General features: G+C 67.6%; 13 protein-coding genes. 5 read left to right on the plus strand and 8 right to left on the minus strand.

Features of this window, described 5'->3' with window-relative positions:
* The first annotated feature begins 10 nt into the window (after positions 1–10).
* Positions 11–2,434 (plus strand): hypothetical protein, encoded by a 2,424-nt coding sequence (locus tag LLH23_08800; GenBank protein MCE5238577.1) that lies wholly within the window; start codon positions 11–13, stop codon positions 2,432–2,434.
* Between the two features lie 74 nt (positions 2,435–2,508).
* On the opposite strand, the gene LLH23_08805 is transcribed toward LLH23_08800, so the two are convergent.
* Complete coding sequence (locus LLH23_08805; GenBank protein MCE5238578.1) at positions 2,509–3,678, minus strand: hypothetical protein; 1,170 nt, start codon at positions 3,676–3,678, stop codon at positions 2,509–2,511.
* A 108-nt stretch (positions 3,679–3,786) separates the two neighbouring features.
* Here LLH23_08805 and LLH23_08810 point away from each other — a divergent pair, with 108 nt between their 5' ends.
* Together LLH23_08810 and LLH23_08815 are read left to right on the plus strand one after the other, a co-directional pair.
* Entirely contained in the window at positions 3,787–4,977 is a 1,191-nt protein-coding gene (locus LLH23_08810) for a hypothetical protein (protein ID MCE5238579.1), read from the plus strand.
* A gap of 14 nt (positions 4,978–4,991) precedes the next feature.
* Complete coding sequence (locus LLH23_08815; GenBank protein ID MCE5238580.1) at positions 4,992–5,819, plus strand: amidohydrolase; 828 nt, start codon at positions 4,992–4,994, stop codon at positions 5,817–5,819.
* Between the two features lie 31 nt (positions 5,820–5,850).
* Here the strand turns inward: LLH23_08815 and LLH23_08820 are convergent, their stop codons facing one another.
* The 3 genes from LLH23_08820 to LLH23_08830 all read right to left on the minus strand — a co-directional run bounded on the left by LLH23_08820 (position 5,851) and on the right by LLH23_08830 (position 8,135).
* Positions 5,851–6,612 carry a M48 family metalloprotease gene (locus tag LLH23_08820; protein ID MCE5238581.1) on the minus strand — a complete coding sequence of 254 codons (762 nt, stop codon included), beginning with the start codon at positions 6,610–6,612 and terminating at the stop codon, positions 5,851–5,853.
* Between the two features lie 50 nt (positions 6,613–6,662).
* On the minus strand, positions 6,663–7,715 hold the full coding sequence (locus tag LLH23_08825; protein MCE5238582.1) for a zinc-binding dehydrogenase: 1,053 nt from the start codon (positions 7,713–7,715) through the stop codon (positions 6,663–6,665).
* Positions 7,716–7,898: 183 nt separating this feature from the next.
* Positions 7,899–8,135, minus strand: coding sequence for a cold shock domain-containing protein (locus tag LLH23_08830; protein MCE5238583.1), 237 nt, complete (start codon positions 8,133–8,135; stop codon positions 7,899–7,901).
* A 273-nt stretch (positions 8,136–8,408) separates the two neighbouring features.
* Here LLH23_08830 and LLH23_08835 point away from each other — a divergent pair, with 273 nt between their 5' ends.
* Together LLH23_08835 and LLH23_08840 are read left to right on the plus strand one after the other, a co-directional pair.
* Positions 8,409–9,548 (plus strand): Gfo/Idh/MocA family oxidoreductase, encoded by a 1,140-nt coding sequence (locus LLH23_08835; GenBank protein MCE5238584.1) that lies wholly within the window; start codon positions 8,409–8,411, stop codon positions 9,546–9,548.
* Between the two features lie 213 nt (positions 9,549–9,761).
* Entirely contained in the window at positions 9,762–10,766 is a 1,005-nt protein-coding gene (locus LLH23_08840) for a hypothetical protein (protein MCE5238585.1), read from the plus strand.
* Between the two features lie 134 nt (positions 10,767–10,900).
* Here LLH23_08840 and LLH23_08845 read toward each other — a convergent pair whose 3' ends face one another.
* The 4 genes from LLH23_08845 to LLH23_08860 all read right to left on the minus strand — a co-directional run.
* A complete protein-coding gene (locus LLH23_08845; GenBank protein MCE5238586.1) occupies positions 10,901–11,098 on the minus strand; it encodes a hypothetical protein in 198 nt (65 codons plus the stop codon).
* 45 nt (positions 11,099–11,143) lie between these two features.
* A complete protein-coding gene (locus LLH23_08850) occupies positions 11,144–11,653 on the minus strand; it encodes a hypothetical protein (protein MCE5238587.1) in 510 nt (169 codons plus the stop codon).
* 178 nt (positions 11,654–11,831) lie between these two features.
* Positions 11,832–14,414: a carbohydrate binding domain-containing protein gene (locus LLH23_08855; GenBank protein MCE5238588.1), complete on the minus strand. Its 2,583-nt coding sequence runs from the start codon at positions 14,412–14,414 to the stop codon at positions 11,832–11,834.
* Between the two features lie 63 nt (positions 14,415–14,477).
* Positions 14,478–15,008: hypothetical protein (locus LLH23_08860; GenBank protein ID MCE5238589.1), on the minus strand; the 531-nt coding region annotated here is incomplete at its 5' end.

A 15,008-nucleotide genomic window follows, 5' to 3' on the forward strand; every position in this document is an offset into this window, starting at 1 on the left:
GACACGGAACATGAAAGCAGCCTCTCTGGCAACACTGGCGCTGTTGGCCTGGACAACGGGCCTGGCCGCGCAGACCGTGCAGTTGGCCCCGCCGGGCACCGTCATCCCCTACGGCAAGAGCGCCGACTACGCGATCAAGGCGCCGCTGGGGTACAAGTCCGTGCTGCTGACGATAGCGGTGCGGATGGACTCCCCGAAGTGCTCGGGCTCGACGCATAGCCTGCGGCTGAAGCTCAACGGCAAGGCGGTCTATGCCGCGCTGGACCGCAGCCACGTGCGCCTGCTGAACAAGCCGCTCACGGCGAAGATGGCCAGCGGCCTGGAAGTGCCGTGGGCGCGCGAGGGAGACTGGCGCGTCGTGTACGCACCGGACTTCGAGGTGGTGGGCACCGAGCGCGCCGGTGCGACGCGCATCCTGGACGTCTCACCCTACGAACTCGTGCTCGATGTCACCGACCTCGTCACCCCCGGGGCGGACAACACGCTCTCCGTGCAGCACCTGGGGGAGGCGATGCGGCTGCGGACGTACTTCCCGGACCTGAACCCGAGCCTGGACTTCGTGCTGGGCAAGCTGCAGGTCGAGTTCTCCGCCGAGCCGCCCGTCGGCGGCGCGCCGGCGGACAGGGAGGTCTTCAGCGCCGACCGGCTGATGGTGCAGCCGCCGGCGACGGTCAAGGCCCGTGACGTCGTACGTGTGAGCCCCGGCGGCGGGATGACGGTGGCCCTGGCCGGACTGCCGGTGCAAGTGCAGTCGCGGTTCTCATACCAGGGCGGGGGCTTCAACACGCTGGCGGCGACGGGACGGCCCCAGGGGCAGCCGGAATGGCGCGTGCAGGTCAAGGCGGGGAAGGACCAGACGGTCATTCTCGGGGCGGCGAAGGAGTATAGCCTGGAGCGCACGGTGCGCTTCGTCGGCGACCACGTGGAAGTGGCCGACAGGCTGACGAACCTGACTGATGCCGCCATCGGCCTGGCGTTCGACAACCGCCTCACGACCCCGGGCGGGGAGATCACGACGGCGTGGCTGGGCGGCAATCCCGACCCGGCGAGCAATATGGGTGCGGGCCTGGAGAACACGACGGTGTTCGTCAATGGCACGGGAGCGAGCGGCTGCGGGCTGCTGGCCCTGGACGATGTCTACCGCATCCAGGCCGCGATCTACTGGGACCAGGGCGCCGGCCTCCGCAGCGACAGCTTCGCCCTGGCGCCGCGTGACAGCTACACCGTGCGCTGGAGCCTGTACCCGGTGGCGCGGCCGGACTACTACGACTTCATCAACCTGGCCCGGCGTGACCTGGACGTGAACTTCACCGTGCCGGGCGGGTTCCAGTTCGGCGTCGCCGCGGCGAGCGACGAGGCGTACCGCGAGATGGCCGCGCAGCGCGGGCTGAAGTTCATCAGCTCCAGCGTGTGGTTCGACCACACCGGCGCCGTGAAGTGCTACCACGGCGAGCACATGCTGCAGGCCACGGCGCTGCGACAGAAGCTGCGCGAGCAGTGTGCGGCGATCCGCCGCGTGCTGCCCGACGCGAAGAGTCTGATCTACATCCACGCCTTCCTCAACACCGACCCGGAGGGCCCCGCGAAGCACCCGGCCGCGCAGATCACACAGGCCGATGGGACGCAGTTCGTGAACTCAGGCTATACGGCGTCATACGGCATCGCGTTCCGGTACAACTACCCGGCGGTGAACCCGGAGAACTCCTACTTCGGCGCCATGAAGCGCATCATTGACATGTGCCTGGATCGCGACCAGATCGGGGCCGACGGCGTATACTGGGATGAGCTGGACTGGATCTCCACCAAGTACACCTACGACCGCTGGGACGGCCACTCGGCGGAGCTGGACGACCAGCACCGCCTCAAGGCCAAGCGCTCGTACGTGCATCTGCTCTCCCTGGAGGCGAAGGTCAAGCTGATTGAGTATGTCCGCAGCAAGGGCGGACTGCTGATCGGCAACACGGTGCCGACGAGCGATACGCTGACGAAGCTGCATTTCCCGCGCTTCGTCGAGACCTCCGCCGGGTGGTTCCCGGCCCGCGCGCACCTGTATACCCCCCTCTCCCTGGGCGACCACCTGACGGTCAAGGACTTCCCGACGCTCATCAACGACATCCGCCAGAAGCTCATGTGGGCGTCGCTGTACTACTACTATGCTACGCCCAAGCAGCCGTACCCGACGATCACGCAGCACATGTTCCCCTTCACACCGGTGGAGTTGCACCGGGGCTGGCTGCTGGGCAAAGAGCGCATCCTGACCGCTGTGCCGGGCACCTTCACCTTCGAGGACGCACAGCCCGTGCACGTGTACTGGTACGACGCGGCCGGGAAGCTGACAGACCAGCAGGGCCAGCAGCGGGTGGAGCAGGGGCGACGGCTGGTGCGGCTGGCATTGGGCGAGGGCGAGATGGCGGCGATCGTGCGGGGGGAGTGACTGTAGGGCGGGGGCTTGTACCCCGCCCCGCATGGCACAAACTGAACGGATTGGGCGGGGTACGAGCCCCCGCCCTACAATGCCTCTGCCGTCTCCGCCACCAGCATCCAGTACGCCGCCGCCTGGATGACGCCCGACGGGGGCAGGACCCGGATGTCGTAGCCCGGTATGTCCAGCAGCGCATCCCCGAAGGGCCAGCAGCCACAGAGGTTCAGGTCCGCCCCCATGCTCTCGGCCGCGCGCTCAGGCGTACCGGAGACCACCGTGACGATCTTCGCCCCCAGCGCGTGCGCCTGCTCCACCCATGGACCGTAGGGCTCGTAGTAGCCGACGTACAGAATGACATCCCCCGGCTTGACGAAGTCGCCGAGCTTGTCCGGGCTGTTCATCTTCAGGGGCTTGAGCACCCCGGGGTCGCCGGTCTGGCCGGGCAGTTCGGGCGGGAGATGCCCCAGTGACCCGTACCAGGCCGTGTGCCCGGCCCGGACGGCCGCGGCGGCCATCTGCCCCGCCGCCGCGAAGCCGTCCAGTTGCGTCGCCTGCAGCGTGCGCCAGCAGTTGGCCAGCCGCGCCAGGTAGGTGCGCCCCAGCAGCCCCGGGCGGAGCGGCGGTGGGGCCTGCGGCTCCCACTTGAGCTTCAGGTGCTCGGCGTTGCGCTCCCGGCCGCCGGGCACGAGGACGCTCTGGTACATCGGGGGCAGCTTGCCCTGTCGCGTCAGGGCGGCGATGAGTTCGGCGGTGAAGGTCCACGTGGCCGCGGCGAGAATGGGGGAGACCGTCGGCAGGCGCCGGGGGTCATCGGCCGGCGGGGCGGGCACCGGCACGAACCGGCCCGCGGTCACCGGCCCCGGCGTCGGGCCGAAGACAAGACAGAACACCCCGGCTCGGGCCGCGGCAGACAGCAACTCCTTGTCTTCGGGCTGGGCCGCTCGCACCAGGCCGTAGAGCATCATGTCGCCCAACTTGAGGTCCGCCGGCTTCCTCAGCCACTTGCAGGCCATCAGGCCCCCGGCCCGGTTGAGGCCCTCGAGCACGAAGCCCCGGTCGCCGGCCAGCCACACGGTGCCGCCCTCAGCCATCCGCGCGGCGAACACCTCCGCCGCGCCCGTGTACTGCGGCAGCAGCCTGACCAGCGCCTTCAGGCTGCCCTCGATCTCCCGTGCGTAGGTCTGTGCAGTGGCGCCGAAGGATGGTGCGGTGAGCACCAGCAGCAGCGGGCAAAGCGGCAGGAACACGCGCTTCATGGCAAATCTGGTTCTCCTATCAGGGCAGTACAGCCGCGGACAGGCAGTGATTCCCCCGTCGGCGGCGAAACCCTCTGCGGACGATCACTCACACAGGAGCGTGACCCCATGCGACGCGGCGGGCTGATGGCGTCATGTGTGCTGTTGCTGCCGCTGATGGTCCTGGCGCAGGGCGAGGCGCCGTACCCCCAGGGGAAGGCCTTCCCGTTGGGGCTGTACTCGATCGGCACGCTGGAAGAGATGAAGCAGGAACAGCCGGCGGGCTGGAACATCGCGCACACCTACAGCATGAAGCCGGAGTACCTCGGGATTGTCAAGGAGGCCGGATGGTTCACCCTGGCCCACCTGAGCAAGGCCGGTGAGCCCGAGACGAAGGCGACCATCGAGGACCTGGTGGCCCGCGGACCGGTGGGCTGGTGGGACCTGCCCGAGGAGCAGCGCTACTGGCGGGAGGATGAGTACCAGACCGTCAAGGACCTGTCCGCCTGGGCCCGCAAGTACGACCCGCAGCGCCGCCCGGTCTTCATGTACAACGCCGGGCACTACCAGGCCGAGGCCCTCGCCAGGTATGTGCCCTACCTGGACATCATCGGCGCGGGGACGTACACCGAGTACGCCCACATGCCGCGGGGCTGGGTGCGCTGGCGGACCGAAGAGACCATCCGCGGGATCCAACTGGCGGGGGCGAAGATCGGCCCGGACTACCTGCACGGCGAGAAGACCCCCATCGGCATCCCGATGCTCTTTTACAAGGATGGAGCCTTCGACATCATCTCCCCGGTCGAGGCGTACCACGACTTCTATAGCTGCCTGGCCGCAGGCGCCCGGGGCATTCTCATCTTCTCGTACTGGCACAAGCGCGACGCGGATGTGCTGCAGAAGTCGTACGAGGCCTACGCGAAGGCCGCGGCGGAGGTCTCGGGGCCGGAGGGGCTGGGGCAGGCGCTGCTGTTTGGCGAGGAGGTGCCGCTGACGTGCCAGATCACCGAGGGCCCCGAGCGCACCTACGCCTTCCGCCCGACGGGCGCGCAGGAAGACGTCTCCTTCCCCTCGGTCAACGTGCTGGGCAAGCGCTACCAGGGGAAGCTGTTCGTCATCGCCGTCAACTCCAGCGAACGGGCGGTCAAGGCCAGGATCGCCGGCCTGCCGGAGGGGGTCGCGCAACTGCGTCTGCCCTTTGAGCAGGCCCTGGGCACGGACGGCAAGCCCACCGACCAGAAGCGCACTGTGCCGGTCGAGGCAGGAGCCTGCGAGGACGGCTTCGGCTGGCTGGGTGTGCATGTCTATGTCGCCCCCTAGGAGGCTGAGCTGCCGTGGCCTACATTGATTGCCATGTTCATGTCTGGACTGACGAGTTCGCCCGGTTCCCGCTGGCGCCGGGCTTCTCCCCCGAGGAGATGGAGCCGCCCGTGTTCACGCCGGAGGACCTCATCGCCGTGGCCGAGCCCTGCGACGTGGACCGCATTGTGCTCGTGCAGATGAGCTACTACGGGACCGACAACTCGTACATGCTCGACGCCATACGCACCTACCCCGGCGTCTTCGGCGGCATCGCGGTCATTGACCCGAACGCAGCGGACGTCGAGGAGCACATGACGCGCCTGGCGGAGGAGGGCGTGCGCGGCTTTCGCATCCAGCCGGGGCGGTCACCGGCCGGAGACTGGCTGGACACGCCGGGCTATCACCGCATGTTCGCCCGGGCCGCCTCGACCGGACAGTCCCTGTGCTGCCTCATCAACCCCGACTCCCTGCCCGCGCTGGACCGCATGTGCACGGCCTATCCGCAGACACCTGTGGTCATTGACCACCTCTGCCGCCTCGGGATCGAGGGCGACGTCCGGGAAGAGGATGTCACGGCCCTGTGCGCTCTGGCGCGGCATGGCGGCGTGAAGGTGAAGGTCTCGGCGTTCTACGCGCTGGGGCGCAAGCGGCCGCCGCATGAGGACCTGCTGCCGCTCATCGAGCGCGTGGTGGCGGCCTTCGGGGCGCGGCGCCTGATGTGGGGCAGCGACTGCCCGTACCAGGTGCAGAACGAGACGTATGAGGACGGGCTGGCGCTGGTGCGCGACCGGCTGACGCTCCCGTCAGCGGACGACCGGGACTGGCTGCTGTGGCGCACAGCGGAGGAAACGTTCTTCTAGAGCAGGCGCGCAGGCGTCTGTCCCCGGCGCCCTAAGGCTTGAAGTACTTCCCGCTCCAGCCCTGCTTGCGGAAGTAGGCTTTGAGGCTGTCCTCGCGCGTGGTGTTGCCCGGGTGGCTGGCGAAGAAGATCTCCAGGTCGCTCGGCTCCCGCCCCTGAATCCGCTTGAAGGTCTCCAGGACCGCCAATGAGACCGTGGGGTCATAGCCCGCGCCGCGGGCGAAGAGCGCCCCGACGCGGTCCGCCTGCAGTTCCTGGTCGCGGCCATAGGCCTGCAGCGTCAAGCCGGAGACCGCCGCCGCGATCTCCCCCGCGTCACTCTTGCCCAGGATCAGGTGGCTGATGAGGCTGAGACCGAGCTGGCCCTCGATGCGCTGGGTGGCGTGCCGCTCGGCCACGTGCGCCGCCTCATGGCCGGCCACCCACGCCAGTTGCGCCTCATCGTAGCCCACGGTCTCGAAGAGCCCGCGCCACAGGTAGATGATCCCACCGGGGAAGGCGTTGGCGTTGACGGAGCGGTTGTCGAGCACCCGGAACTCATACGGGTAGGCGTAGTACTTGCCGGTCGTCGCCACACCCGTGATGCGGTGGCCGATCTTGTCCGTCAGGCCCACCAGCCGCGGGTCCTTGGAGCGTCCCCCGTTCTTCTTCTCGAAGTCTGTGGCCGCCTCGCGGCCCATGCGGATCTCGTCGTCGCGGCTGAGGATGTGCTCGCGGCAGCCGACGAGGCTGAAGGTCATGGCCACGACGGCCACAGCCAGCAGTCCGCGCTCTCGCAACAATCGTCCGTACATCACGCTCACCTCCGGTGGGCCTGCGCCCGGGAAGGCCGACGCCGGCTACCCTATGCCAGCCGGAAGACGCTCCCGTCCGCCGCTCGGTCCGCCCCTTCGTGGATCTGGATGACGACCTTCAGCGCTTCCTTGGCCGGCATCCCCTGTCCCTGCGGGTCCCCTTCAGGATACAGTATCGGCGAAACAGATAGCAACTCAATGGCTCGCGGCAGTTCCTCCATGCGGAAGACATGGGTGATGTACGGGCGGGTGTCAATCAGTCGGTTGGCCAGCAGGCGCTCGCTGATGCGCATCACCTCGCGGCGCGTGTGGGCGCTGCCCTCGTTGGCCATGTGCAGCGTGATCGCCTTGCCCTCGAACTGCACGAGGTTGAACGTGACCTGCTCCTCGACGTGGTGGGTGCCGAAGATGCAGACCATGCCCTCGCTGCGCACGCAGTCCACGCACTGCCGCGCCACCGAAGGGATGCCGACGGCGTCGTAGACGACATCTGGGCCGCCAGGGAAGAGACGGGCGATCTCGGCGAGGACGTCCACCTCGTCGGCCTTCAGGCACACGTCGGCTCCGAGCTGCCGGGCGATCTGCAGGCGCGGCTCATACAGGTCGGTGACGACGACCCGGGCCGCTCCGCGCAGCCGCACGGCCTGCAGGATCTGCAGCCCGGCCGACCCCGCGCCGAAGATGACGACATGGTCTCCGAGCTGCAGCGTGCGAGTCGCGTTGACGGCGATCGGGACCTGCTGGGCCGGCGCGCCCTCGATGAAGCTCATGTGGTCGGGCAGACGGCCGATGGACAGCGGCACCGCCAGACAGTACTCCGCGAGCCCGCCGGGCTTGCCAGGGCCGCGCAGGAACACTCGCTGACCGACCTCCCAGCCGGTCACCTGGGGCCCGACCTGCTCGATGAGGCCACTGACCTCATGGCCGAAGTGACCGGGACGGCAGTGGGGCTTGAGGCCGCAGTAGGTGTAGTAGACGAGATCGGTGCGGCTGCAGATCGAGCACGCCATGACCTTCACGAGCACTTCGCCGGGGCCGGGCTCCGGGCGCGGTAGGTCCTGCAGCTCGACTCGCTGCTTGTCCATCAGTTGCCAGGCACGCATGGGGCGACTCCCTTCGCAGAGGCGGCAAAGCGAGACAATTGCATGTGGCGGGGGGAGTGACCTTCCGGGAGGAGGCAACAAGAAAGCGGACGCCGCAGTGCGGTCGTCCGCTGAGAGATGTCGTGGCGACACAAGACAGCGATCCGATGGACCGCTACGCGATTGGGAACAGCGGGACCGGCCCTACCAGGATTCCTTGCGCGGCGCCGGCGCAGCCTTGGTGACTACGACGTTGGCCGCCCGCAGGCCCTTGGTATCCTTCTCGACATCAAACTCCACTTCCGAGCCCTGTGTCAGACTGCGGTAACCCTCGCCTGTGATTGCCGAGTAATGCACGAACACGTCTTCCTTGGTGTCCGACCGCTCGATGAACCCATAACCTTTCGCGTCGTTGAACCACTTGACGGTTCCCGTCGCCATACGACGTCCTCCGGCCCATTGGTTCGAGGCTACTGCGCCATCCGCACAGGGCGTGCCGTGCCGCTGACAGCCAATCCACCGAACAGTGCCCGAGCGTCTCCCCCACTAAGCAGGTAGTCGCTATCATAAAAGTATAGGCAAATCGAGCCGGAATGCAAGCCTCGACTTCGCTCTCCCAGCCTGCGAGCGGCGCGCAGACGGTCTCTGCCGGCGGGAAGGGCATTGCGTCCGCGCGGCGAAACCTCCGCGCATTCCGACATTGCAGGTGGGCAGATGGAACTCGGTATCGGCATGGCAGGCTTCGGCTTCATCGGCAAGGTGCACGCCTATGCGCACCGCACGCAGGGGCTGTTCTACGACCCCGCCCCGGTGCGGCCGAAGCTCATCGGTGTCTGCACCAGTCGCCCGGAGACGGCGGCCAAGGCGGCAGAGGTGGGCGAATTCGTGTACGGTACGACAGACTTCGGCGCGCTGCTCGACGATGAGCGCATCCGGGTCATTGACATCGCCTCCCCCAACCACGTGCACCACGAGCAGATCATCCGGGCGGTGGCGGCGGGCAAGCATGTGTACTGCGACAAGCCCCTGACCACGAGCCTGGCTTCGGCGCGCGAGATTGGGGCGGCGCTACGCGCCCGGCCGCAGGTGAAGCACGGCATGACCTTCCACATGCGCTTCATCCCCGCCACGCTGCGCGCGCGCGAGTTGGTCCAGGAGGGCTTCCTGGGGCGGGTCTACCACTTCCGCGCCGCCTACTACCACGCCGGCTACACTGACCCGGGCCGCCCGCTCTCATGGCGGCTGACGGCCGAGGCCGGCGGCGGGGCGCTGTCGGACCTGGGCAGCCACATCATTGACCTGATGGCCTATCTGCTGGGCGACTACGCGGCCGTGCGGGCCAGCACCGAGACCTTCATCAAGGAGCGCCCCGCCGCGAAGGGCTCGGCCGAGATGAAGCCGGTGCAGGTGGATGACTACGTGGCCCTGCAGGCCCGCATGGAGAGTGGCGCCCTGGGCTACATCGAGGCCTCGCGCTTCGCCACCGGTACCCAGGACGGCATGGAGTTCATCATCTTCGGTGAGAAGGGCGCGCTGAAGTTCAGCATGATGGACCCGAACTTCCTGTACGCCTACGACGCCACCGAGCCCGAGGCCGACCTGGGCGGGCGGCGCGGCTGGACGCAGATTGAGTGCGTGCAGCGCTACCCCAAGCCCAGCGCCCTGCCCTCGCCCAAGCTGCCCGTCGGCTGGATGCGCTTCCACGCGCACTGCCTGTTCGACTTCTTCTCCGCGCTGGCCGAGGACCGGCTGGGCGGGGCGACGATCTTCGACGGCGTGAAGACCCAGGCCGTGGACGAGGCCGTGCGCCAAAGCGCAGCGGGTGGGGACTGGGTTGACGTGGCAAGTGGTTAGTGGGTAGTGCTTCCGGATTCGGGACTCGGCGGTCGGGACTCGCGCACCGAGGAGCGAGGGTGTGTCGTGCGCCCCGAAGGGGCCGAACGATAGTAGCCACGGGCGTGAGCCCGTGGACTCGGGCCGCCCTCCCCTCCTCCTCTCGGCGGGCGTCCGCAGGACGCTCCGCCGCCGGCTCGACTCATTGACATGCTGACAGGGAGGCTTATGGACATGCGCCGCCTCATGGTTCCTCTTCTGTTTCTCTCATGCTCACTGGGCTTCGCCCAGGGCAGCTTCTACCGCGCCGCCGATGGCGCCTGGAAGCCTCTGAAGGCCACCACCGCCGGGGCGATCACCAAGTTCTCCCTCGCCCCCGAAGACATCGGCGGCGGCTCGACGCTCATTGTCGTCAACAAGCCCAAGTGGATGGTGCTGGACGACATCGAGGCGCCGGCCGTGGTGAAGGTCCTGCTGGACGGGCAGGAGCGCAAGCCCGAGGAGCTGGATCTGGGAGCCGTGACCAAGGCGCCCAGCGAACTGGCGCTGGCGGTGAAGGACGACAAGAACCCCCTCGACCAGGCCGGTGTGCAGGTCACGCTCGACAGCCAGCCAGTGCCTGCGGCGCAAGTGACTCTCGCGAAGCTGACGCCGGACGGGAAGTCGCTGCGGGTGGCGGTCAAGCTGGGGACGGTGGCCGAGGCGCGGCACACGCTGACGGTCCTGGTCAGTGACATGGCCCCCGCCCGCAACAACGCGTCGCTGACACTGAAGTTCTCGACCGCGCCGCTGCTGGCCAATGGCAGCTTCGAGCAGGCGGACAGCCAGGGCAGCCCCGTCGGCTGGGCGCCGGGAGCGTGGTCGGCCGACGCCGCCACCAAGTACGAGGCTGGGGTGGCAGACGGCGGTGTGGCGGGCAAGAAGGCCTTCCGCTTCAAGGGGATCGGCGGGTCGCTGAACCTGGTGCTCAGCCAGCAACTCGAGCCGCTGAAGGTGGGGGCACCGTACGTGCTGACCGGCCAGTACAAGACGGAGGGCAGCGCGGGCATCTCGGTCATCACGACCGCCGGCGGCCAGGACAAGGCCGAGTACCTCACCCACCCGCTGCCGGCGGCGAAGGACTGGACCCCGTTCACCTACGAGTTCCAACTCAAGCCCCACCAGAGCCTGATGATCGTCCCCCGCACCGGCAGCAAGGGGGAGACGTGGTTTGACGACCTGAAGCTGGACCTGAAGTAACGGTCTCGCGCGTGGCGGAGCGTCAACGGTGCTGCCCCAGAACCCGAACGAGCTGCAGGTCTCCCTGCAGCTCGTGACTGGGTCTGTCTATCAGGAATGTGTCCGTGTTTCCATACCTGAGACGGCAGAACGAGTCACACGGGTACGGCCTCGCGGCTGATGTCTCTGAACGCCAGTTTGCGCCGGGCCTTGCCGTGCTCACATGAGCGGCGGTGGCACTTGCTGAGCAGACTATCGGCGTCTTCTACGAGTCTTAGGTACTCGTCCTTCGTCTCCCGGTCAATCTTGTCCCACTCTGCCTCTGGGATATCCGTGCTGCGGGTTATTGGCAAGCCTGTGTCCTCCTTTCCGGCCTCTGCCCGTGGTGTCGTCGGCGTCTACAGCAGGTACCGCCCGAGCAATGCCCCCCGTTCCATGTTGCCAGTGGAGTCAAGTGCCTCGGCCTGGTCGGCAGCTGCTTCGTGGAACTGCCGCAGCCCCCGCGGTAGTTCACGGAAGAACTCCACCCCACGCTCGTCTACCTCGCGTCTGAGAACCCGGTAGTGCTGTTCGCACTCCCGACACACAAGGATATCAAGGTCTGCAAAAAAGCTCTCGACGTCCTCATCTAGGAGTGTGCGCTCAGACGCTCTCTTCCTTACTGTCTCTGACAGCCAAGCGTACAGGTTGTTCCTGACCCGACAGCAGATGCTACCCCATCGGTGGACGTCAAACCGGCCGTAGGCGGCCTCCAAGCCGCGGCGATAGAGCATGAGGGCTCGGGCACGTTCCCAGATGCGGATCCGCCAGCAGATGAACCAGTCGAGATCATCCTCAGCTCTGGGAATGCGGTGCATGGCCTCAATGGCGATCTGGAGCAGATCGCGACGGACTGGCGTCTCAGGCATGGAGTCCCCCGTTTCGTGGGCGCGTGAATCGCGGCGAGCACTACAGCGTCAGCAGTATATTCCCCGTCGCCAGATCGAGTCAAGCGCGTCGGGAGCACCTCGTGAGCACCTCGATCTTGGGCGTCCCTGCGCCATCGCCTGTGCATTCGTAGAGCATGAGGGATGGCCTCTCCTACCGTTACTGCACCTCCACCAAGTACCACAGCGTCGGCGCCTGCAGCGTAAGCTGCTTGCCCTGCTGGGGCGTGACACCCGCCAGCGGCATCCCCGCACCGTCGAGGGGCGTGATCTTCAGCGCCCGTCCGGCCGTGCAGTTCAGCGTGACCTGCTCAGCGATCGTCGGGCCGGTGCCCCACTTGTTACTCACCGTCCGGCGCCGCTCGTCCCACTGCATGTTCTGGTTCTCGACCCGCGAGGCCGCCACCAGCAGCATGCGCTTCGACTGCGCGAGGGGGAGATTGCCCAGGCTGGTCAGCGCCACGACGCAGTGGCCCGTCTGGCCGGGCGTGGGCTTGATCGTCAGCGCGCCCCACTGCAGCGTCTGGTCGGCCAGCCGCCCCGCTGCCAGCTTCGTCTTCGGCGCGTCCACGAGGAACGCCTTGTGCTCCGGCGCTACCTCGCCCCACCGCACCTCCCGCGTATCTGAGACGGACTGCTGGTCCTCGGCGACGTCGAGCTTGTCCCCACGCAGCTCCCCGCTCTTCGTCCATTCCAGGGCGATGCGCTGGCGCACCGACGCCCAGCGCGGGAGGCCGGCCTTCTCCCACAGGCCGTGGAAGTCGCCGCGCGCCTCGGCTACGAGGGCCTCGACCTGGCTTTCGGGCACCCGAAGCTTCGCCAGGCCCGTGGCGGCGTGCACGTCGCCCCGGCGGAAGAGGTTCGCCGCCACCGGCGCGAAGGCCACGACCGCCGGATCGCTGACCATGGTGAAGTAGCCCTGCAGGCGCGCCTGCGACCAGTCCGTGGGCGTGGAACCGTAGTCGAACTGGAACAGGCCGTCCCAGTCCTGCAGCCCGGCGAAGGCCGCCAGCATCGGCAGGCCCTCGGCGCGGTAGTCGCTGGGGGCCGGGTGGTCGTACTCGCTGATGGTGTAGGGCTTGCCGGCCTGCCGTCCGCGGGCCAGGGCGGTGAGGGTATCGTTGCCGGGCGCGTCGCTCATCGGCGAGTTGCCGATGAACCAGTTGGCGCCATCCCACGGCCGCCCGGGGAAGGACGGGTGCTGCCAGTACGAGTGGTTGTCCACGTAGTCGAGCTTGCTCTCGCGCCACGCGCCGCCGAGGCCGCCGTAGGAAGCCTGGGTGTCAATGACGTTGGCCTGCAGCCCCAAGTCCTGCTTGAGGTACTGGTACAGGCCCTGGGTGTACTGGCGCTCCAGGCCCATGATGCAGGCGGCCCAGTCGCGCTGCGCCGCCTGGGTGGCGTTGGCGGAGGCGAAGGGGATGTTGCCGGCTTCGAGCGTCTGGCCCTCCCCCAGCCCCACGATACCGCCGATGCGGAGGCTCACCCCGCCGATCCACATGTCGCCCAGCGTATTGCCGCCGTTGAAGCTGATGCGGACGTGATTGGGGTTGACGTTGCGCGCGCGGAAGGCGAAAGTGAACTCGCGCCACTGCGTGTCGGCCTTGACCGAGGTATCCAGACCGCTGTTGCGCCAGTCGGCGACATCCCAGCGCACGGACACGTTCACATCGCGCTTGGGTTCGGCCTTGATCTGGAAGCGGAGGGTGTAGACCTGGCCGTCGGTGAGGTTGTGGCCCACCTGGTGCACCTGGAAGTCCCAGGGGTTCACGCCCAACTGCACGAGCTTGGCGTGCAGCGCTTTGCCCACTGCGGCATCGTCCACGACCTCGAAGACATCCTCGCCCGGGTGCTTGCTCTCCAGCACCCACTCCTTGGTGCCCTGGGCCAGGTCCCGGTTGCGCAGCAGCTCCTCGCCCAGCGGCTGGCTGCCCTCATCCCACGCTTTGCGCAGGGCCTCGGTGGTCTGGTACTTGCCCTTCAGGAAGCCGTGCCAGTAGCCGGTCAGCTCCGCCTTGTAGGGCTCGGCGATGTCATTGAGCTTGCTGCTGAAGGCGGAGCCCAGCAGGCTGTTCTCGTTGTTCATCTCGACCAGGAGCACGCACGGCTCGTTGATGTACCTGGTCTTGGTGTAGGGGTTCTCGTGGGTGAGCAGGTCGCGGGCATACTCGCGCTGCTTCTGGATCATGCCGGCCACGAAGTTGTCGAGGCCCTTGTCGTAGTTGCCCAGCGTGTTGTCCTCGACGAAGCCGTCGTCCTTGCCGAGCGTGCGCGAGACGTGCAGGTTCAGGTTCACGTAGATGCCGTTCTGCTTGAGCTGGTAGATGAACCAGTCGAGCCGGTCGAGCTGCTCGGCATCCATGTGCTGCTTGTCCTTGTAGGCCTTGTCCCAGATGCCGCTGGGCTTGTAGTGGCAGTCCATGTGGTGGAAGCGCACGACGTTGAAGCCGATGGCGGCCATGCGTTTGGCGATCAGCGGGGCCAGGGCCTTGTCGGGGAAGGCGGTGGCGAAGGTGACATTGGTGCCGAGGAAGCGCAGACGCTGGCCGCGTCCATCCACGAAGTGGCCGTCCTTCACGCGGACGAAGCCGTTCTGCCCGGCCGGCACGGCGTTGGCCTCGGCCATGTTCAGCGGGCTGGCGGGGTTGATCTCACCGATGACGAAGGGGAACCAACCGGCCGGGACGTCGGCGCGAACGGACGAGAGGACTACGAGGCAGACGAGCAGAATCAGGGCGCGCATGGCATCCTCCGTAGGGGCGCAGTTCATTGCGCCCGATGGCCCCTGGCGCGATGAATCGCGCCGCTACACCGTCACCGGCAGCTTCCCCCGGCATGGCAGCTCCCCGAGCAGCGCGCGGACCGAGGCGTCGAGGCTGAAGTCGTCCGCGCCGTAGCCGAGGATGACCGGCAAGCCACCCGGCAGGTCCGACAGGGCATAGGGTGACTCAAACAGCAGCATCGTGCGCAGCTTCCCGGTCTGGGCCAGCCGCTGCCACAGGTCCTGCTGCGGCGCCGGCAGGCGCACGCCCTCGCCCTTGTAGCACACGATGTGGGCGAAGGTCGCGCCCACGACGGCGGAGGCCCGGCCAGCCGCCTGTAGCGCCTGCTGTGTCTCCTCGGCGGTGGGCGTCTCGTTGAAGACGAGGGCCTCGCCGCCCAGCCGCTCCTGCAGCGCCGCCGCCAGAGGGTGCCGGCCCTGCAGGCCAGTGGCCTTCTGCTCGTCGGCCATGCCCACGCCCCGGCGGGCGAGGTCGTCGCAGACGATGAAGAGGGGGTGGGCACCAAGCTCCGCTGTGGGAGCGGTCACCGACCGCGACCGATCGCGGTCGGTGAG

It is taken from the genome of bacterium, assembly GCA_021372615.1.
Classification (GTDB): domain Bacteria; phylum Armatimonadota; class Zipacnadia; order Zipacnadales; family UBA11051; genus JAJFUB01.

What these genes read in the sequence shown, in the direction of transcription:
- LLH23_08800 (MCE5238577.1), top strand. Translation starts at nt 11, where the DNA reads ATGAAAGCAGCCTCTCTGGCAACACTGGCGCTGTTGGCCTGGACAACG.
- LLH23_08805 (MCE5238578.1), bottom strand. Translation starts at nt 3,678, where the DNA reads ATGAAGCGCGTGTTCCTGCCGCTTTGCCCGCTGCTGCTGGTGCTCACC.
- LLH23_08810 (MCE5238579.1), top strand. Translation starts at nt 3,787, where the DNA reads ATGCGACGCGGCGGGCTGATGGCGTCATGTGTGCTGTTGCTGCCGCTG.
- LLH23_08820 (MCE5238581.1), bottom strand. Translation starts at nt 6,612, where the DNA reads ATGTACGGACGATTGTTGCGAGAGCGCGGACTGCTGGCTGTGGCCGTC.
- LLH23_08825 (MCE5238582.1), bottom strand. Translation starts at nt 7,715, where the DNA reads ATGCGTGCCTGGCAACTGATGGACAAGCAGCGAGTCGAGCTGCAGGAC.
- LLH23_08830 (MCE5238583.1), bottom strand. Translation starts at nt 8,135, where the DNA reads ATGGCGACGGGAACCGTCAAGTGGTTCAACGACGCGAAAGGTTATGGG.
- LLH23_08835 (MCE5238584.1), top strand. Translation starts at nt 8,409, where the DNA reads ATGGAACTCGGTATCGGCATGGCAGGCTTCGGCTTCATCGGCAAGGTG.
- LLH23_08840 (MCE5238585.1), top strand. Translation starts at nt 9,762, where the DNA reads ATGCGCCGCCTCATGGTTCCTCTTCTGTTTCTCTCATGCTCACTGGGC.
- LLH23_08850 (MCE5238587.1), bottom strand. Translation starts at nt 11,653, where the DNA reads ATGCCTGAGACGCCAGTCCGTCGCGATCTGCTCCAGATCGCCATTGAG.
- LLH23_08855 (MCE5238588.1), bottom strand. Translation starts at nt 14,414, where the DNA reads ATGCGCGCCCTGATTCTGCTCGTCTGCCTCGTAGTCCTCTCGTCCGTT.